At 44.9% G+C, this 19,311-nt stretch carries 18 protein-coding genes and 1 pseudogene; 5 read left to right on the plus strand and 14 right to left on the minus strand.

The features are described from left to right. Positions 1–143: 143 nt before the first annotated feature. The 12 genes and pseudogenes from LRL21_RS36380 to LRL21_RS36435 form a co-directional block, all read right to left on the minus strand. Positions 144–740, minus strand: coding sequence for a TetR/AcrR family transcriptional regulator (locus tag LRL21_RS36380; RefSeq protein ID WP_240420707.1), 597 nt, complete (start codon positions 738–740; stop codon positions 144–146). 162 nt (positions 741–902) lie between these two features. Continuing rightward, positions 903–1,175 (minus strand): annotated as a pseudogene (locus LRL21_RS36385) (dihydroxy-acid dehydratase); the annotation flags it as partial. 666 nt (positions 1,176–1,841) lie between these two features. Then, on the minus strand, positions 1,842–2,321 hold the full coding sequence (locus LRL21_RS36390) for an NUDIX hydrolase (protein WP_240420708.1): 480 nt from the start codon (positions 2,319–2,321) through the stop codon (positions 1,842–1,844). Between the two features lie 133 nt (positions 2,322–2,454). Beyond that, positions 2,455–2,703: a TetR family transcriptional regulator gene (locus tag LRL21_RS36395; protein ID WP_240420709.1), complete on the minus strand. Its 249-nt coding sequence runs from the start codon at positions 2,701–2,703 to the stop codon at positions 2,455–2,457. A 162-nt stretch (positions 2,704–2,865) separates the two neighbouring features. Continuing rightward, positions 2,866–4,557 carry a dihydroxy-acid dehydratase gene (ilvD, locus tag LRL21_RS36400; protein WP_240420710.1) on the minus strand — a complete coding sequence of 564 codons (1,692 nt, stop codon included), beginning with the start codon at positions 4,555–4,557 and terminating at the stop codon, positions 2,866–2,868. 20 nt (positions 4,558–4,577) lie between these two features. Beyond that, a complete protein-coding gene (locus tag LRL21_RS36405) occupies positions 4,578–5,243 on the minus strand; it encodes a GntR family transcriptional regulator (RefSeq protein ID WP_240420711.1) in 666 nt (221 codons plus the stop codon). A gap of 134 nt (positions 5,244–5,377) precedes the next feature. Beyond that, positions 5,378–6,385, minus strand: coding sequence for an acetylxylan esterase (locus LRL21_RS36410; protein ID WP_240420712.1), 1,008 nt, complete (start codon positions 6,383–6,385; stop codon positions 5,378–5,380). Positions 6,386–6,540: 155 nt separating this feature from the next. Further along, positions 6,541–7,341, minus strand: a complete 801-nt coding sequence (gene bacA, locus LRL21_RS36415) for an undecaprenyl-diphosphate phosphatase (protein ID WP_240420778.1) — start codon at positions 7,339–7,341, stop codon at positions 6,541–6,543. 168 nt (positions 7,342–7,509) lie between these two features. Next, the gene (locus LRL21_RS36420) at positions 7,510–8,373 is read right to left on the minus strand and encodes an aldo/keto reductase (RefSeq protein WP_076234095.1); all 864 of its coding nucleotides are present in this window, start codon (positions 8,371–8,373) and stop codon (positions 7,510–7,512) included. 151 nt (positions 8,374–8,524) lie between these two features. Further along, complete coding sequence (locus tag LRL21_RS36425; protein ID WP_240420713.1) at positions 8,525–10,363, minus strand: UbiD family decarboxylase; 1,839 nt, start codon at positions 10,361–10,363, stop codon at positions 8,525–8,527. Positions 10,364–10,620: 257 nt separating this feature from the next. After that, a complete protein-coding gene (locus LRL21_RS36430) occupies positions 10,621–10,836 on the minus strand; it encodes a hypothetical protein (protein ID WP_240420714.1) in 216 nt (71 codons plus the stop codon). A gap of 102 nt (positions 10,837–10,938) precedes the next feature. Next, the gene (locus LRL21_RS36435) at positions 10,939–11,712 is read right to left on the minus strand and encodes an alpha/beta hydrolase family protein (RefSeq protein ID WP_240420715.1); all 774 of its coding nucleotides are present in this window, start codon (positions 11,710–11,712) and stop codon (positions 10,939–10,941) included. A gap of 343 nt (positions 11,713–12,055) precedes the next feature. Between LRL21_RS36435 and LRL21_RS36440 the strand changes: the two genes are divergently transcribed. Next, the gene (locus tag LRL21_RS36440; RefSeq protein ID WP_240420716.1) at positions 12,056–12,667 is read left to right on the plus strand and encodes a nitroreductase family protein; all 612 of its coding nucleotides are present in this window, start codon (positions 12,056–12,058) and stop codon (positions 12,665–12,667) included. A 146-nt stretch (positions 12,668–12,813) separates the two neighbouring features. Here the strand turns inward: LRL21_RS36440 and LRL21_RS36445 are convergent, their stop codons facing one another. Continuing rightward, the gene (locus LRL21_RS36445) at positions 12,814–14,193 is read right to left on the minus strand and encodes an MFS transporter (RefSeq protein ID WP_240420717.1); all 1,380 of its coding nucleotides are present in this window, start codon (positions 14,191–14,193) and stop codon (positions 12,814–12,816) included. Between the two features lie 112 nt (positions 14,194–14,305). Between LRL21_RS36445 and LRL21_RS36450 the strand changes: the two genes are divergently transcribed. After that, positions 14,306–14,641, plus strand: coding sequence for an ArsR/SmtB family transcription factor (locus LRL21_RS36450; protein WP_240420718.1), 336 nt, complete (start codon positions 14,306–14,308; stop codon positions 14,639–14,641). A gap of 5 nt (positions 14,642–14,646) precedes the next feature. On the opposite strand, the gene LRL21_RS36455 is transcribed toward LRL21_RS36450, so the two are convergent. Further along, positions 14,647–14,880: a hypothetical protein gene (locus LRL21_RS36455; protein ID WP_240420719.1), complete on the minus strand. Its 234-nt coding sequence runs from the start codon at positions 14,878–14,880 to the stop codon at positions 14,647–14,649. 122 nt (positions 14,881–15,002) lie between these two features. Between LRL21_RS36455 and LRL21_RS36460 the strand changes: the two genes are divergently transcribed. Genes LRL21_RS36460 through LRL21_RS36470 form a run of 3 tightly spaced genes read left to right on the plus strand, consistent with a single transcriptional unit; the run spans position 15,003 to position 19,269 of the window. Beyond that, positions 15,003–15,503: an RNA polymerase sigma factor gene (locus LRL21_RS36460; RefSeq protein ID WP_240420720.1), complete on the plus strand. Its 501-nt coding sequence runs from the start codon at positions 15,003–15,005 to the stop codon at positions 15,501–15,503. Continuing rightward, complete coding sequence (locus LRL21_RS36465) at positions 15,488–16,165, plus strand: zf-HC2 domain-containing protein (protein ID WP_240420721.1); 678 nt, start codon at positions 15,488–15,490, stop codon at positions 16,163–16,165. Before LRL21_RS36460 ends, LRL21_RS36465 begins: the two co-directional genes overlap by 16 nt. Positions 16,166–16,221: 56 nt before the next feature. Then, a complete protein-coding gene (locus LRL21_RS36470) occupies positions 16,222–19,269 on the plus strand; it encodes an efflux RND transporter permease subunit (RefSeq protein ID WP_240420722.1) in 3,048 nt (1,015 codons plus the stop codon). Positions 19,270–19,311: the final 42 nt, after the last annotated feature.

Consider the following 19,311-nt stretch of genomic DNA (forward strand, 5'->3'; position numbering starts at 1 on the left):
TCCATTAATATCATACTATTCCGGTATGATTAATAATTAACAGAATACAACCATCTCTAGTAACTGTCAACAAGAATTATACATACGTTTGTATAAATCAAACAAACGTATGTTATATTGTAAAAATACAGGATCAAATCATGTTATTTCATATCGGTATTCACGCCCAGACCTCTCAACACATAACAGGTAAGCTCAGCCAGTAAATCCTCATAAGTCAGCTCATCCTCTGTTGCAACAGTGGCAATGTTCCTGCGACTGGAATGTGCAAATATCGAACCCATAACAAAAAGCAGAGTCGTATCCAATGAATGAAAGCTGAACAGCCCTTGATCATGGCCTCTTTTCAGAATATCACGAATTTTCTCATACATTGGCAAAATATGCTTTTGGACAATCAGGAAACGGGCTGTAATCAAATGCGTCTCATGCCGTAATATACTGATGATCTCCGGGTCCCTTAGTCGGAAAGCAAGCACTTCTCTCATAATATTACGCAGCTCTACCTCAGGATCGTCCTTCTCGGCATCTACCATCTTGTCAACTCGATCCATTGGCATAAAGGTCTCGAACAAAGCTTCAAAGATTTGATCCTTACCACCAAAATAATAAGAAATCATGCCGAGATTGGTACCCGCCTCCTTACAGATTTGTCTCACACTGGTTCCATCAAAACCTTGCTTGGCAAACAACTCCTTGGCCGTCAATAATATTCTTAATTTTGCATCTTGCTGGTTCATTGGCAGACTGGCTCCTAACATCGAGACCTTTATACGGTTCGGTTCATATTTTGGATATCCATCCAGTATACATGATGCTTCTCATGTTTGGCGAGTTTTTGGGTATTTAGTCAATAAAAAAAAGCCCAAGTCATGTGAATTTGACTTAGGCCCTGCTTTCATTTAATTCACCAAATCCGTGACCGCACCCAGTGAAGCCGAAGAGACGAGGCGCGCATATTTTACAAGAACTCCGGAAGAGACTTTAAGTGGTGGTTGAATCCACGCTCGTCGACGCTGCTCCAGCTCCTCTGGACTGATCTCGAACGTCATCTCCTGTGTCTCGCTATCAATTGTCACGATATCTCCTTCTTTCAGGAGAGCAATAGGTCCGCCAACCTGCGCTTCCGGGGTAATATGGCCAACCACAAAACCATGAGAGCCTCCCGAGAACCTACAAGAAAATGGTTGTCTATTTGAAATAATAAATGCATAAATATCCTCCTTTTTGCAGTTTGGGCATCTATTATAAAGTTTTTCTAAATGAAAAGGACATTGATCAAGCAATTTGAACTGATGTAAATAACTATGAAAATTGTTTTGCATGCAAGTTTCACAAAAAGCTAAACTTGTTATGGAATTGTATGGAATGACTTTAGTGAAAATTCAATCGCTTCTTCGAAATTCTTCTTGAAGACCAAGGTCGTCGTAGCCGGCCGCTGTAGTCGAAGTAGCCGACTCCTTTGATATACCTATAAAAAGTCCCTTCTCATCTTTCAATGGAATATGAGACCACTATCTTAGTGTTAAATATTACCTCTCTTTCGTATTCCATGCCCTTCTTTAATGCTACTCGCATTGATGAATGTAAAAAACGTCTATCGCGATATAAATACTACTTAGTAGACTTTTTTGATTAACAAAACAAACATCTATTATATGAAATCCAGTTCGAAGACTAGAAAACTTAGGTTATAACATGAGCATTTCGGAAGTCTCCTGACCTACGGTTCATCCATATCCCAGGCGCTGCTCCTTTTTAAAAAGTGAATGAGCCGTCTCTTTTCAGTATTGTCTTTTTACGGTGTAATCGAAGTTAATTTTCATGGGTGCCTAATAGTATTAAACTTGATTAAGTATATTTTTTATAAGTATTTTTTGTGCATTAGGCAATCCATCCGGCAAATTTTCAATATTACAATAACAGATTTCAGAGATTTCTGAGCAGGGAGTAAATGTTCCTCCAATCACTTTTCCTTTGAATATCAAGTCCACTCGATTGGGATTTTGATTATAAATTGCTCTTGCCAACCCTGTTATTTCTACACTAAGCCCTGTTTCTTCAGTTATTTCTCTTTTTAAACCACTTTCCGGATTCTCTAATTCCATCCACCCTCCTGGTATCCCCCAGGGCTCCTTTCGATAAGTATGATTTAATATTAATATTTGCCCAGCTTCGTTTGTAAAAATACCAAGCACAGCAACAAGAAACTGGTGCTGTGTTCGATACACGACCCAATTCTTAAATCTTTGGAATGGAGTATGTTTATATAGAAAAACTAGAATATCTCTAGGAATTAGATTGATAATCTTGGCTAACATTTAGTTCACCTTTCCTTCCTAGAAGCTACTAGTATGTTACTCTTTTATAGTTCGAGGTTATGTTACTTAATTCCTTCATTCCCCAGTTCGCTAAGCTACCCGTTAGCCATATTCTTTCCAACACCCTAAATACTTATATTAGCTGCCTGTCTACATCGACTTTCAACCCGTCATCGCTTCTTCTAGCAAAAAATGTTTCTTTAAACTGCCAGTCCCTCGGTTTTAAGGATTTTTTCTTACAGAGTGTTTGCAGCCTAGGACGGCTTGCTTTCTTGGTGTAGGTCACCGCAATTTGTCTCACACTGGTTCCATCAAAACCTTGCTTGGCAAACAACTCCTTGGCCGTCAATAATATTCTTAATTTTGCATCTTGCTGGTTCATTGGCAGACTGGCTCCTAACATCGAGACCTTTATACGGTTCGGTTCATATTTTGGATATCCATCCAGTATACATGATGCTTCTCATGTTTGGCGAGTTTTTGGGTATTTAGTCAATAAAAAAAAGCCCAAGTCATGTGAATTTGACTTAGGCCCTGCTTACATTTAATCCACCAAATCCGTGACCGCACCCAGTGAAGCCGAAGAGACGAGGCGCGCGTATTTTACAAGAACTCCGGAAGAGACTTTAAGTGGTGGTTGAATCCACGCTCGTCGACGCTGCTCCAGCTCCTCTGGACTGATCTCGAACGTCATCTCCTGTGTCTCGCTATCAATTGTCACGATATCTCCTTCTTTTAGGAGAGCAATAGGTCCGCCAACCTGCGCTTCCGGGGTAATATGGCCAACCACAAAACCATGAGAGCCTCCCGAGAACCTGCCGTCGGTTAGCAACGCCACTTCCCCGCCCAGCCCCTTGCCAATGATCAACGCAGTGACAGAAAGCATCTCAGGCATTCCCGGTCCTCCTTTGGGTCCAGCGTATCGGATGACGAGTACATCCCCTTTGCGTATTTCATCGTTCACGATAGCTGCTGTTGCCTCTTCCTCGCCATTGTAAACACGCGCAGGCCCGGAAAAGCGCAGCTTTTTAAGACCTGACATTTTGGCTACGGCACCATCCGGTGCCAGGTTGCCGCGAAGCACAACCAATGGACCATTCGGCTTCAAAGGGTTATCAAAAGGACGAATAATCGTCTGATTGACATTCAAATGTGCGGCTTCAGCCAAATTTTCGGCCAAGGTTTTGCCCGTTACGGTTATACAATCCCCATGGAGAAGACCTTGCTCCAGCAGCAGCTTCATGACTCCGGCAACACCACCGATATCGTTCAGATCCTGCATGACAAACGTTCCACTTGGCTTCAGGTCAGCAAGATGCGGCACTCGTAACCGGATTCGTTCAAAATCGTCCAATGTTAAATCGACCTGTACGGAATGGGCTATCGCCAATAGATGCAGAATTGCATTGGTAGAGCCGCCCAGCGCCATTACAACCGTTATCGCATTTTCGAATGCTGGCTTTGTCATAATATCTCTTGGTGTAATCCCCTTTTCCAGCAGCTCGATCACAGTTTTCCCGGCCTTCGCACACTCCAGCGCTTTATCTGGAGAAATAGCTGGTGTGGAGGATGATCCGGGCAAGCTCATTCCTAAAGCCTCGGCGGCAGCAGCCATCGTATTCGCTGTATACATGCCTCCACATGCCCCCGGTCCTGGACAAGCGTTGCACTCCACGGCATGCAGCTGTTCATCATTAATCTTGCCCTCGTGATATTGCCCAACCGCTTCAAATGCGCTGACAATATCAATGTCTTTGCCATCCAGCTTCCCAGGCTGAATCGTTCCTCCGTACACATATACGGCAGGTACATTGATGCGGCCAATAGCCATTAGGCAGGCAGGGGTGTTTTTATCGCATCCTCCCACTGCAATAAGTCCGTCAAAACGCTCCGCGTTCGTAACAATTTCAATAGAATCGGCGATGACCTCACGACTCGGCAGTGAGAACAGCATACCCTCATGTCCCATCGAAATACCGTCCGATACCGTGATCGTATTAAAAATCAAAGGCGCTCCGCCATGCGCCTGCACTCCCTTTTTGGCTTGAACAGCTAATTGATCGATGTGCATATTACAGGGAGTTACCTCGCTCCACGTACTGGCTACGCCGATCATCGGCTTCTTGAAGTCCTCATCCGTAAAGCCAACAGCACGCAGCATGGCACGGTTTGGTGCCCGGTTAACTCCCTCACTGATCACCTTGCTGCGAATTCTCAAATCTTTTTTGTCAGACATCACCTTTCACCCTTTCCAAATTAAATAATTGCGTACAGTTCCTGCATAGGTCTTATCAAGTTTTGCTTCATCATCGCGGAGGCGGCTGCCGAATCTTGCTTTTCCAACGCTTCGACTATAGCCGCATGCTCCTTGACGGAAGCCATCGTTGCCGTGATGGGCTGCTTCAGGAACACATACTTGAACCTTCTAATATGAATTTGAAGCGATGCGCTAAAGGAAGAAATGTAGCTATTGTCCGATAGCTCCACTATCAGATTATGAAACTGTTCATCCAGCTCCATCGCCTGATAAGGCTGCCCCTGCTCGATCGCCTGAGCAAATTGTTGATTCAATTGTTTAAGCTGCTCAATATGCTGCGTTAATATGAGTGCCGATGTAAATTCCGCGGCCAGAGCATGAAGCGCTGCCAGCGTCGGATACATTTTCAATATATCATCCTTTTGAATCGTCGTTACTTTCGTTTCCTTGCCAGGATGCATTTCAACAAGTCCCTGCACCTCCAGCAGCTGAAAGGCTTCCCGGATCGGCGTTCTGCTGACGGCAAGAGATTCTGCCAGTTCTGCGTCGAGCAGCTTTTCCCCAGGGAGAAGTGTCCCTTCAATAATCCATCTTTGAATTTGGGATAACGCGCGTTCTTTGGCTGACATGCGAATAGGTGAAGAAAAATTTTGCGGTACCGGCATAGACATCATCCTCCGTCTTTTGTTATATGCAATATATCGCATACATATATTAATTACAACTTTTATTTAGAATTGCCAATTTAAAAAAGCTCCAGTTCCTTTGTTCTCGCCAAAGGTCTGGAGCTTTCATGTCATTAATGATTAGTATCGTTAAGTAATTTTTCTTCTATAAAATTGAGCATGAGACGATTATGCCCTGTTACTACGCTATGTCCGGTGAACGGATACGTATGGAGCTGCTTTTCACTGCGTATTCGATTGTATACAGGGAATATCGTTTCCGGCAAACAAACGGTGTCCTTGAGTCCAACCGAGATCATAATCGGGATCTTGATCTGGTGCGCCATATTTAACATATCAAAATAGCTGAGTGTTTCCAGTACCTGATTTAATTTATCCGGGAATTGGGCGATGAATGTAGCCGCTTCCGTGAGGGAGCCTGTTGAATGCAGCAAGCCATGGTCCATATGGCACATGTTCGGAATATTGGCAATTGCCGCTGTGGGCTTATCACTTAAAGCCGCTGTAATGAGCACCAACCCACCTCCTTGGCTGCCTCCGACGATGGCAATTTTGGTGGAATCAATTTCCGGCTGCTCACTTACCCAATCTACCGCTTTCAGACTATCAATCGTAATTGCTTTGTAATAACTCGTGTCCTTGTCCAAAATACCTTGTGTGATCCAGCCCTTGGTCATCCCGAACGATTGGGGGAGCTGATTGCCTGTTTCTCCCCCTTGCCCACGAACATCAACGGCAAATACGGCGATTCCCATCAGCAGCCATTGACTGTAAGCCTCCGGATAGCCGCTTCCGCCGCTGTACCCCTGATAGATGACGACACAAGGAAGCTTTGCTTGATGATCCTGCTTCGCGAACTTCGGTATCAGATACCAGCCATGAATCGGTGTGTCATCAAAGCCTTCATATGTAACCCGATACGTGTCAATATAAGGCTGCGGGCTTGACTGTTGTTCACGCTGTCCGTTTAATGGTTTTGTTTTAAATGTGTCTAAGGTTGTTTGCCAATAGCTTTGCAGGTCATCTCGTGCGGTCAGCGGCGGATTAAGCTGCAGCAGCTCATCTATACGCTTTTGAATTGCACTTGGATATTCGTAGTGGCTGGGGTCGTTATGATTCATTAGATTGCCTCTTTTCTTCAAATGGTCATTACAAGGAAAACCAATATGGCTATGTACTACTATAGCTGATTTTGAATCCGGTGAGGAGTCCTAAAATAACCGAAAATAGGAAAAACCGCCCTCGAAAAAGGACGGTCTCTCCATTGCCTGATAAACTATCTAATAACGAAACAATAAAACAAAATGGCCAACGCAAAACGATAGTAAGCAAACCAGGTCAATTGCAGTCTTTTGATCAAATTTAAAAAGGTTACGATTGCGCCTAATGCCACAATAAATGCGGTTACTAGCCCGATTGCGAACATTCCAAAGTCATCCATCGACAAAAACTCTCTGCTTTTATATAAATCAAGACCTGTAGCGGCGAACATCATTGGAACGGAAACGAGAAAAGTGAATTCAGCTGCCGCCTTTTTGCTCGTTCCAAGCAGCATTCCTCCGGAAATCGTAGAGCCTGAGCGGGAGAATCCCGGCCACAGAGCCAAGCATTGAAAAAAACCGATCCCTAAAGCTTGCTTGTAGGTAATCTGATCAACCGTATCTGCGGTAATGGCACGCTTTACTTTTTCAGCAACGATTAACAGAAGTCCTCCGACAATGAGACTAATGAGCACAGTTGAGGGTCCGAACAAATATTTTTTGATCGTACTGTGCAGCGCCAAGCCAATAACGACGGCCGGGAGCATAGCCAAGCCAATGTGGATGAGGTTCAATCGGGACTGTGAGCCCCGTCGTCCAAAGCCAACACGCAGGATGTCTATTAATTTGCGCCAATACAAGACTACGACTGCCAGCACAGCTCCTAATTGTACGACAATCTCAAAGGTTTTTGCTTTTTCTCCAACGAAATTCAGGAGGTCTGCTGTTAAAATCATGTGCCCTGTAGATGATACAGGTAAAAATTCAGTAAGCCCTTCAACAATTCCAAGAATAATAGCAATCCAGGTACTTTCCAGTTTCGTTCAACTCCTTTTCTGTATGTACAACCTTCTATAGTTTAAAGGTTACTAGCGGTCAGAGCAAATTATGAATGTAATGGCTGTAGAACACAACAAAAAGTCCCGACGAGGAATCAACGGGACTTCTTGTTTTATGCTAAGCTGCGAACGATTATCCGAACTGGATTAGAGACGTTCAGCCCACTCTTCCTTATTGCTCCAATCCTTGGCCTTCCAACGCAGCACATCCGGGTTGGCCATATGGATAATTTCTTTGAAAAATTCAAGCCGCTCCAAGTCGGTCATCGGCACAAAGCTCTTGGCGACTTTTAAATTGTTCTCCAACTGCTCCATCGATTCCATTCCGATTATGGCTGTCGAGATCGGCAGCGACCATGTGTAACGCAGTGCTTTTTCGTACCACTGAGCAAGTCTTCCGAGACCGATAACTTTCATCCCGATAATGGCCATGCCTTTTTTGTTCGCTTTTGGCAAAAATTCCTCAGCAAAGCTGTAAATAAAATGATCCGCGGCAGACAAGGCCACCAGTGCGCTATCAAACGGGAATCGTTCAATAGCTTCAAGCTGTACATTCGGATTCGTATGTCCGCTTATGCTAATATGCTTGATAATTCCTTGATCCTTCGCCTCAATTAAAGCCTGCAGGGCACCGTCCTTGGCAAAACACTGCTCAAGCTGCTCCATCGTTCTTACATCATGCAGACGCCATTCCTCTACATGATCCGTTTGCAGCCGTTTCAAGCTGGCTTCGATAGAGCGCAAGGAACCGTCGCGTGTTCTGTCGATCGTCTTCGTTGCAATCCACACCTTGGATCTGCGGCTGCCCAAAGCTAACCCAAGCCTCTCCTCGGATTGTCCTTTAGAATAAATCGGAGCGGTATCAAAGTAGGTAATGCCTTCATCGATGGCTCTGTTTACAATCTGGATCGCTTCCTCTTCGGTACAATTGTGCTCATCGACAATACGTTGGGCCCCAAAGCTAAGAATGGGAAATTGTTGTCCGGTTTGTCCAAATTTACGATTTTCCATAAATACAATCCTCCCTCATGTTTTGCCAAGCAAAACGGTCTTCGCAGCCATCTGCTTGGATAAGGTTTACCAGCTCGTACAAACTCATTTCTATATCAGTATAAACCATCTGAACGTTTCCCAAAAGCCGAGACTGTTCAAGTGTTTGAGCTTACCTTGAACTAAATTGAGCCAAACTGGCACCCTGGGCAAAAAAACGCTCGATGTTCTTCTCAACCGTTGGATCGGCTATGAGCGGCGGTGCGTGATGCGGCTTAATCCGGGCATCAATAATCATATTGTCACAGGCCCAATGTTTGTTCTCATAATAGCTGTTCACACCATAAATGTCCTTGGCAGGATTGCTGCGTGTGAATGTCGCCCATAGAAAATTGTTGATGGTCGCGCTCATAAACGGACTATCGTCACACAAAATAATCATCGGGCATGACGGAATAGCTCCCTTTGCCTGAATAGCCTCACACAATTGTTGCAAGTACAACTGCTCATGGGCATAATCGATAAATTTAGGCCCTTGAAGCGCCACGACACCTGGCATCACCAAGTGTGCCTGCCCTCCCCCATTTAATTGCTGCAGAGCTTCGGGCACCTCTCTGCACAATTCCCTTTTGACATCTCCATATGCTGCGATAACGACTTTACTGCCGCTATTTAACCCGGTGCCTGAATAATCAAGCGTATCGATTGTAGTATTCGTGTAAAAATGTATGTCTCGATGCAGATCAATTCGCTCCAGGATATATGTTAAAAAACCCACTTCATGATGCGTATCCACAGGCTGCTGCTCTTCAGCTGTAATGAATAAATACTTGGCCAGGCTCAGCTGTCCGGTTCCCAGAATACGATTGGCGATAGTCAATATCTCGGTAGGCTGCTTCACTGATTGATAGGGCGTATACCTCTCACTGCCGATTGCAAAAAGCAAGGGATGAACACCGGCGGCATCAACAGCATGAACCTCCTTCACACCAGGGATTTCCTGCTTGATCGCATCACCTGTTAACTGATGGATCAGTTCTCCGAATGCCGTATCCTCCTGCGGCGGACGACCAACGACAGTGAACGGCCAGATCGCATCGGTCTTCGCATACACTTTATGTACTCTCATTAGCGGAAATGGATGGGTCAGGCTGTAATACCCCAAATGGTCGCCAAAAGGGCCCTCTGGCTTCGTTTCACCCGGATGAATTTCTCCGGTTATGACAAAATCAGCATCAAGACTAATACAATGTCCTTCAACATAGCTGTAGCGAAACCGGCGCCCTCCAAGCAATCCGGCGAAGGTCATCTCACTTAACCCCTCCGGCAAGGGCATGACTGCTGATAAGGTATGTGCCGGAGGTCCACCTATAAAGATGCTTACCTTTAAAGGGACTCCTTGTTTGTTCGCCTTGTCCTGATGGATGCCAATACCGCGATGAATCTGATAATGCAAACCAATTTCCTTGTTCATCTCATAGTCATTGCCGCTCAGCTGCACACGGTACATACCCAGATTGGAATTCATAATTCCCGGTTTATCCGGGTCCTCCGTATACACTTGAGGCAAGGTGATAAAAGCACCTCCATCCATCGGCCAGTGTTGTATGAGCGGCAGGTCACATATGCTGATTTCTTGGAAGCCAGTTGGTAAGCTTTCGGATTTTTTCATAGGAAGAGCTTTCCAGGCTGCAAGTCCGGTATTGATGTGGGCAAGTGGATTCTTTAATGCTTGTATTGGATCATTACGTAGAGTCATTACATTCTGTACAGCATCCCACGTATCCCGGAAAATAAACTTGCTGCGCTCTATGGTACCAAAAAGGTTGGATACCGCCCGGAATTTCGAGCCCTTCACATTTTCAAACAACAATGCAGGGCCGCCCGCCTCATATACTTTCATATGAATCGCAGCCATTTCCAGATAAGGATCGACTTCCTCTTGAATACGGATCAAATGTCCGTTCTTTTCTAAATCAATGATGCAATCTTCCAAATTGCTATAACTCATGAAACGGCTCCAATCTCTGATTATTGTCAGGGAACCTCAAGCTGTTTGAGATTCATGTTGTTTAAAATATACAGCTAGCCTATACGGATTTCAACTGCCTGGTCCGTTTATTACAATAGCTACTCCTACCATACCATAGATATCCATAGATTCCTCCATACGAACAAAAATAGAACAAAAAAAGATTACATAATAATTATTATGTAATCTTTTTTTGAATCCGTCACGACTCAAGCTCATCTATCATAAGCCAGCTTTCAAAATATAGGAATACGATACTTGTTTCCGTCGAGTGAATAAAGAAAAGCTTCTGAGTCGAATAAATCAATTTTTACAAGAGGCTTTTCTATATTGGATACGGTTAATGTGTTCTTCTTAAGCGCATTTAGTAAAAAAGGTATTTGCTTCTGGTCAGTCCCCATCAAATTAACATTCACCAAAGCTTCGTCAAACGTAATATCTGCTTTCATCATTTAATCCTTCCTCTCGTTATAACATAAAATTTGCATGGACTTAAAGTCCATGCTTCTGGTGTTCCAGTCAGCCATTTTTAAAAATATCAATTAATCAACATTTTAGTAATGCTTTGTTATAAAGCTATGCGTAACCTCTAATGCTTCCTCCAGATACGGGGTTGTGTGGTGAAATGGATGCTCTCCTCCAAAAGAATGATCCGCATCGGGTATGCTGACATAGGTGTGATTTGGAGCTGCTTCCTTCAATAGTTGCTGTCCCTCAAGCAAAGCTTCCCGGTCCTTGCCTCCCTGGATAATAAGCACTGGAGCTGTAAGAGAAGCAAGAAGACGAGTCGTATCGTATCTTTGCTTGTTATGCTCCACATCAGCATTAATAAAGGGGTTAGGGTTGCCGGCAGCTGCCTTAGGAGGAGGTCCGCCGTTCCAGGCGATAACTGAGCCAATATAAGAATGCTCGGCAGCGAAGATGATGTTGCTTCCACCTGCCCTGCTATGCCCAAGCAGAGTGATACGTTCTGTTTCGGCTTGCTCACCTAAAGGCAGCTTGTGCTCTCTTAGATTAACCAGTATAGCATCCAAATCAGATAATTCTCTGGACACTGTACTCAGCTTTTGAACGGAAGCCTCGTCGGCTCCACTGTTCAGGGCACCCACACGCGAAAAGTCAAAATGTACTACGTAAAATCCGCGTTCTGCAAACCAAGCTGCAACATAAGGCCAAAATCCCCAATCTTTATAGCCTCTAAACCCGTGGCTGATCACCAAAACCGGTTTTTTAATCTGATCCTCAACAAGCGTAACCTCTCCACGAATAAACAACTCGTTTTCAAGATCAATCCGAAAATCCTTCTTCACAACAACGGCATTTCCCATACAGTTCACTCCTTCTTTTAAAAGAATACGAAATAAAATAATAAAAGGGATATCTATGTCTCCGTTTTAACGGTGTCCAAACCTGTTATGAAACACCAAAAGCTTCTAAGAAATGATGATAAATAATTATTCCGATATGATTAATAAGAATATAACAATCCATTGATGAGCTGTCAATTAAAAATTCCATTGACACTTTTAATTCCGATTGATAACATTAAATTATTAATCACATACGATTACTGTGATTTAAAACTACTAGTCGACCGTATTTTCGGAGACTTCCTTATACAGGAGGTCTCTTTTTTAATTTACGGAATGAGAGAAAGGGCTGAGATCAAGTATGACTACATCTGTATTTGTAGAAAGTATTTTACCTGAGGTTGACGCTATCCGTAAGGCTGATTACCCGGTTAATCCATTGTTTTTAAATCGCTGGTCCTCACGTTCTTATGAGACTCGTAGTGTGCCGGACGATGTGCTGTATACAATTCTGGAGGCTGCCCGCTGGGCTCCATCGTCAAGTAATTTGCAGCCATGGCGTTTTATTGTCGCCAGGACACCAGAGCAGCGGAAACGATTTGAGGAGTTTATCAGACCGAACAACAGACTTTGGACTGATTCTGTCCCGGTGCTTCTATTGTTGGCCTCCGATAAGCTTCGAGCTGATGGAGAGCCGAATCGCTCGCATGCCTTTGATACTGGGGCAGCTTGGGCATCTATTGCTTTGCAGGCACGAATATTGGGTCTTACGACGCGTGCTGTGGGTGGCTATGATAAAGACAAGGCCCGTATTGTTTTGGATGTGCCGGATGAAATCGAGCTGCATGCAGTAATTGCACTCGGCTATCCTGGAACGAAGAAAGCACTTCATGAGAGCTTTCAGGATAAAGAACAACCGAATGGCCGTAGGCCCTTGAGTGAAAGTATTGTCGATGGGAAGTTCAATCCATAAAAAGATGCAGAAAGTCTGTTCAGCATTATTCGATCATGTCGTTTCTGCATACGAAAAAAAGATTACATAATAAATATTATGTAATCTTTTTTGTTCTATTTTATTGGTTTGAGAACTTTGTAAGAAGATTCGCTATACATCCACATTTATCCAGATTGTTGCACGGACCGCAAACTATAGCGACGATACAGGTGCGAACAACCAATTGAAGCAAGCACGATGATCGCCAATCCCCAATAAATATTGCCGTAAGCGATGGATAATGGTAATTGTTTCTGCCATACTAAAGCACTGGCCGTTATAGCCACCCCGAATGCCCCACTGAAGAACTGCAGCAGCTGGAACAGTCCAAGTCCCGAACCCAACTGTGATTTCGGCAGTATACGCGACATTTCATTGGAAATGGCACTTGACAGGACAGTAAAACCAACGCTGAGCAGCATATAAATAAACATCACTGCGATATATGAGGTGCTGGCAAATAAAGCGAATAGTACAACAGAAACAAGTACTAACAAGGGTACATAACGTATAATGGCCCCATTGCCGTAGTTATCAATAATTCGACCCACTCGACGTGATAAAAGCATTGCAAGCAAGGAACCTGGGAAAATGATAAGTCCGGAGACGCTCGCACTAAGCTCGAACCGGTGAACCAGAATTTGCGGCATCAGGAACAGAGTTGCAAAGCTGCACAGATAAGTCACGATTCCGACTGCACTTAACGTCAAGTAAGCACGATTACGGAACAATATCGGCTGAACAAAAGGATCTGCTGCCCGATTGATCCGGATAATAAACAGAGCAAGCGCCGCTAAACCTGCTGCTAGTGATGTCCAGGATTGGTTTGTTAGAAACAGCAGCAGTCCTGTAGTTCCTACACCTACGAAAAACGCGCCTAACGCGTCAAAGGAGCCTTTAGACGGTTGCTCCTTCGGAAGAAGAATCCAATAAAAAGGAATCAACACGAGCACAATTGCCGTAACGACAAATAAAAAATGCCAGCCTAAATATTCCACGATTCCCCCACCAATTACGGGACCGAGACCCAGACCCAGCGCAGCAGCAGACATCACAGTTGCCATGGCTTTGCCGCGCCGCTCCAGGGGAACATAGCGGGTTACCAGAACAAGCGAGAGCGAAGGAATTGAGCCCGCTCCTGCTGCCTGAACAATTCGCACGATCAATAACGGTATAAAGCTGTCGCTAAAAAATCCAACGACCGCGGCGACTCCAAGCAAGACAAGTCCGATAATAAATAAACGACGAATCGGAATGAAATCAGACAGTCGACTGAACGTAATCGTCGAAATAGCAAAAATGATCGAATAGCCAGTTACGATCCATGAGGTTGAAGCTGTCGAGATCCCGAAAGCGCGTGATACGTCCGGCAGCGCCAAGTTGAACATCATTGTATTCATAATGACAAGAACAATCGAAAATCCAAGAAGTAATGTCACCTTCCCTTCCTTCAGGAAGGGCTTATCAGCTTCGAAAGCTGATGACGGAATAGATGTTGTAGTCATCGGGAACCCTCTTTCGTATTTAATAGTTCTATTACAATCGAACAATTGAAATATATCATGAGATATGATAAAATGCAATCATCAGTTTTTGCAGAATAAAGGGGGATCACACATGAAAATATTATTTCATCCAGACCGAGCCGATATCCATCTGTCTTCCGTCCTTTATGCCCTGAGTGATCCAATCCGTCTTTATCTTGTCGATACGATATATAAATCCGGCGAAAGGACCTGCGGCGATATTGATGTGCCCGTCGTGAAGTCAACGGTTTCCCATCATGCCCGTACACTGCGTGAAGCCGGGATTGTACATGTCCGTGTGCAAGGAACACAGCGCTTCCTCTCGATTCGCACTGAAGATCTCGAAGCCCGTTTTCCTGGACTGCTTGCCTCCATACTTCAAGCTCATCGAACCTCTGGAGATTACATTCCAGTTGCTACAAACTGATAGTCTTATCTGAATATTTCGCCAAAATCTTTCGGGTTCCACTGTCCGATCTGACAGTAATGACAATCTTTGTATACAAGTTTAATGCTAATTAAACTCGGGCACCTTTGATGATTTTGAACCTTAATTTCCAGCTCGATTCTTAAACTTATTAAATAAGCATAGTCCGGTCGTTCTGCGCGAACATACTTCGCCAGTTCCCGGGCTTTCTTTTTTGCGGATATGCGTTTTTCAATCATGCCAGCTCACCTTTAAACAGGTATTCGTTCCCAAACCGTAAAGAGACAAGATCACAAGTATTTTTCTATAAGGCTGTAACGAAATCCCGTTTTTTTGGACTTATGTAGTGGGAGGTGTATAAATGGAAAGCATTGAGCAGCTTTATGAAACCTATGCTCAGACGGTTTACCGATATTTATTCAGCATTACGCAAAATGCCGATTTGTCGGAGGAACTCACACAGGAAACGTTTTACCAAGCGATGAAATCCATTCATTCCTTCCGGGGCGAATGTAAAATCTCTGTCTGGTTGTGTCAGATCGCTAAGCATTGCTGGTATAAGGAGCTCAACAAAAGAAAAAAAACGAATTCCGTTTCTATGGATGAGTTGGATATCACCTTTCAAGCCGGGAATTATGTGGAGAAAGATGTTCTGCACAAGGAGGAGAAGCTTTCGCTCTTCCGTCTGCTGCACCAATTGGACTTGAAAACAAAAGAAGTCATGTATTTACGTCTTTCCGGGGAATTGAGTTTTTCCGAAATCGGAGAAATTTTAGGTCAAAGCGAGGCTTGGGCCCGGGTAACGTTTTATCGCGGCAAACAAAAAATAATGAAGGGACGATCGGAATGGATTCAAAATTAAATTGCAGCATCATACAGGATATCCTGCCCAACTATATTGAGGGCCTGACCAGCGACATTACGAACAAGGCCATTCAAGATCACCTTGCTTCTTGCGCAGATTGCAGAAAAGCACTGGAAAACATGACAAGTGAGATGGAAGAAACGAATGGAATGAAGGTCGTTCCGCCGAAACAGATCAACTTTCTGAAAAAAATCAAACTTAGACAGTGGAAAGTAGCCGGCATGAGCGTGTTGGTATCAGTCATCGTTTTGCTATGCGTATTTTATTTCATCGGCACCAGAGACTTTCCCGTTTCAGGCCGTGATATTACCATAGGAGACGTTTATCAAATGAAGGACGGTTCCATTCACTACAGCATCTCTGCCAATGTGAACGGCTATGTTAGCAACACGTCCTCCCAAAGCGACGGAGAGTCGGAAATCATCCGGATTTATGAGCACAGACGGCTTAATTCCTCCGATGGCAAAAACATCATCTTAATTCCCGAGAAATGGTCGCCGTTGAGCAATTCTAATTCAGCTCAGGAGAAAACAGCCATTTACTATGAAGGTAATGGCCAAAGCGACAGGATCCTCATTTGGAAAAAAGGAATGGAGCTTCCTAAGGCCAATGCAGAGCAAGAAGCGCACTATCAAACGACTCGTACAAAGAACCGTTAGGCCCAAATGTTAGAATCATATACATTGTCGGCACGGCGCTGATGCGGGAGGACGGCATGAACACATTAACGGATTTTTCTATGAAAAATGCTTCGGCTATTTTTATTATTGTCCTGCTGCTGATCGCCGGTGGCGGTTATTCCGCTACTACATTGAAGGTAGAAAATATGCCTGACATCTCTTTCCCGGTTGTTACTATCGCCACACCGTACACAGCCCCGCCCAAGGATGTATTAGAGCTAGTGACTAAGCCGCTGGAGAAATCCGTCGCTAGGCTTGAAGGACTCACCAGCCTCTCTTCGGTTTCGCAGGATGGCTATTCTCAAATTGATATCCGGCTGGAGCCGAACAAAATATCCGAAAATGTCCGTGTGGAGGTGGAGCGTCTGATCGCGAACGTCAAGCTTCCACTCGGTGCTGAGAAACCAGCCGTGCTAACGCGCAGCATTGCTTCCGATCCCGTCTATTATTTGGCGGTATACGGTGAAGAGGGAACGGGTCAGGCTGAGTTGGATGCCGCGTATAAAGCTACCATCCTTCCGGCATTTGAAGGACTGAACGGTTTCGATCATGCGGATTCGTTCGGCACTCAAGAAGCCGCACTAGCAATTAAATTGGACGCTTGGGCGATCAACAGCTACGGTCTTACGCCGCCGCGGGTATCCGATCTGATTCGAGAAGGACTCGTATCCAGCTCGGCAGGTAAGGTGGATTTTGACGGAAATAACCAGATGGTTCGCGTCAAAGGACAATTGGACTCCATATATAATCTAGAAAATATGAAGATTCCAGCGCCAGGTGGAGATACGCTCCTGCTTAAGCAAATCGCCAAGGTGGAGGTAACCAACGAGCTTCCAACCATAGTCAGATTGGACAGCAAGCCGGCTATCGGTGTATTGCTGTATAAAACCAAAGAGGCAAATACTGTACAATTCGCCGCCTCGTTAACCAAGCTGATCGCCGGGTGGGAAACATCGTCGAAGGGGTTCAAAATCCATACCGTGCTGAACGGTGCGGCATCCGTTAATGAGTCTGTACACGGGATGATCCAGGAAAGCGTGCTGGGTGCGGTTATGGCTTCCTTGATGATTCTTTTATACATACGAAATTGGCGCATGACCTTGATCGTGCTTGTATCGATACCGCTGTCGATTCTGATTACGCTGCTGCTTATGAATCCGCTGGGTGTCTCATTGAACATGATGACGTTGGGTGGTATGGCAATTGCGATTGGACGGGTTGTAGATGACAGCATAGTCGTTATTGAAAGTATCTACAGCCAGCTGCAAAAGGCTCAGGAACAGAACGAGTCGGTCATCAGGCTGGCAACACGGCAGGTGGCTTCTGCCATCACTTCTTCAACTCTAACAACGGTTGGTGTGTTCGCGCCTATAGGCTTAGTGAGCGGCGTTGTCGGAGAAGTATTCCGGCCGTTTGCACTGACCTTAATTTGCGCGCTGCTGGCTTCCCTGCTGGTTGCCTTGACGGTCATTCCGTTGCTTGTGAAGCTGATGGTGCTGAAGGGGAATTCCCTCTCTCCGCTTGTTGAAACCAAAGCTGGCCTTTATCTGAGTGATTACCGTAAAGCGCTTTTATGGTCGTTAAATAATCGTATGAAGACACTGTTGTTTTCCGCCATCCTGTTCGTGCTATCCATTGTACTGGCCATCCCCAATTTGGCGATCTCTTTCATGCCGACCAACGTTTCCGAGAAACAGATGGTGTTTAACGTAAGAATGCCTTATGAAGCATCACTGGAACTGACAAATGCCGTATCCCGAGAAATCGAAAGCTTATTGAAAGAAGCCAAGGATGCTGCAGGCAGTCCGATTTTTAAATACAACGAACCGATCATTGGACACGGCTGGGCGGACATTTATACGGAAGCGGACCCTAAGCTGGATACGCTGAAGGTTTTCAAAGAATACCGGGAAAAGATAAAAAAACAGCTTCCCCAGGATTATAAAGTGAACGGCAAAGTTTTTGCGGTTGATGGCGCCGGCAGTGAGGGAGTCGATTTCGCGTACCTGCTAACCGGGGACGACCCATTGTATTTGCAGCAGGCAGCCAAACAGGTTGAGGCTATTATGCAAACGTTTCCCGAGCTTCACGAGATTAAAAACGGTTTAAGCGACACGAGGACCGAAGTCGAGGTTACTGTTGACCAGAATAAGGCGAGGCTGTACGGCTTCACGGTATCTCAAGTGCTTGAAACGGTGAAAAGCTGGTTAAAAGAAGATGAGCTGGGCGATCTCAAATTCGATCAGGTAACCTATACAACCAAGGTGATGCTCGATAACAAATATAAAAATTCGCTGGATAAACTCGGTTCCATCCTTCTTGAAGCAGCCGATGGAAAGCGTGTTCAAATCAATGATATCGCTTGGCTCAAACAAATTGACGCTCCAGCCATCATCAACCGGGAAATGCAATCGCAGGTGCTGTACGTTACGGCTAAAATCAACAGCAATGACAAGGGTGGCGTTAGCAATAAGCTTTCGGCTGAGCTTGCCAAGTTGGAGCTGCCTTTAGGCGTAAGCCGGGAAATCAAAGGTGTCGCAGGCGAGATTAATAAAAGCTTCAAAGAAATGTTTCTGGCTATGGCGGCTTCGATCTTATTCGTTTATCTTATCATGGTGCTGACTTTCGGGAACACAAGCGCTCCGTTGGCGATTCTGTTTACCTTGCCGTTGGCAGCAATCGGGGGCTTGCTGGGACTCTTGGTGACTGGCGAGTCTGTGAATGTCACTTCCTTGATCGGATTTCTGATGCTGATTGGCATCGTCGTTACCAATGCCATTGTGCTTATAGACAGGGCTCAACAGCTTATCCGGCAAGGTCTCTCCATTCGCGAATCGTTGATTGAGGCGGGAATGACACGCCTAAAGCCGATCCTTATGACCGCAAGCGCAACCGTTATGGCCTTACTGCCGCTGGCTCTGGGTTTTTCCAAAGGTGCTCTCGTCTCGAAAGGATTGGCAGTTGTCGTTATTGGAGGTTTAACTACTTCCACGCTGCTGACGCTGGTCGTTGTGCCGATTATGTATGAGCTACTCCATTCCATGATAAAAAAAAGAGCCTCTTCAAAGTGGACTCGCATGTAATTTACATTATATCCCATACGCTTGCGGGCAGGTACAACCCCA

Source organism: Paenibacillus periandrae (genome assembly GCF_022458865.1).
Lineage (GTDB): Bacteria > Bacillota > Bacilli > Paenibacillales > NBRC-103111 > Paenibacillus_S > Paenibacillus_S periandrae.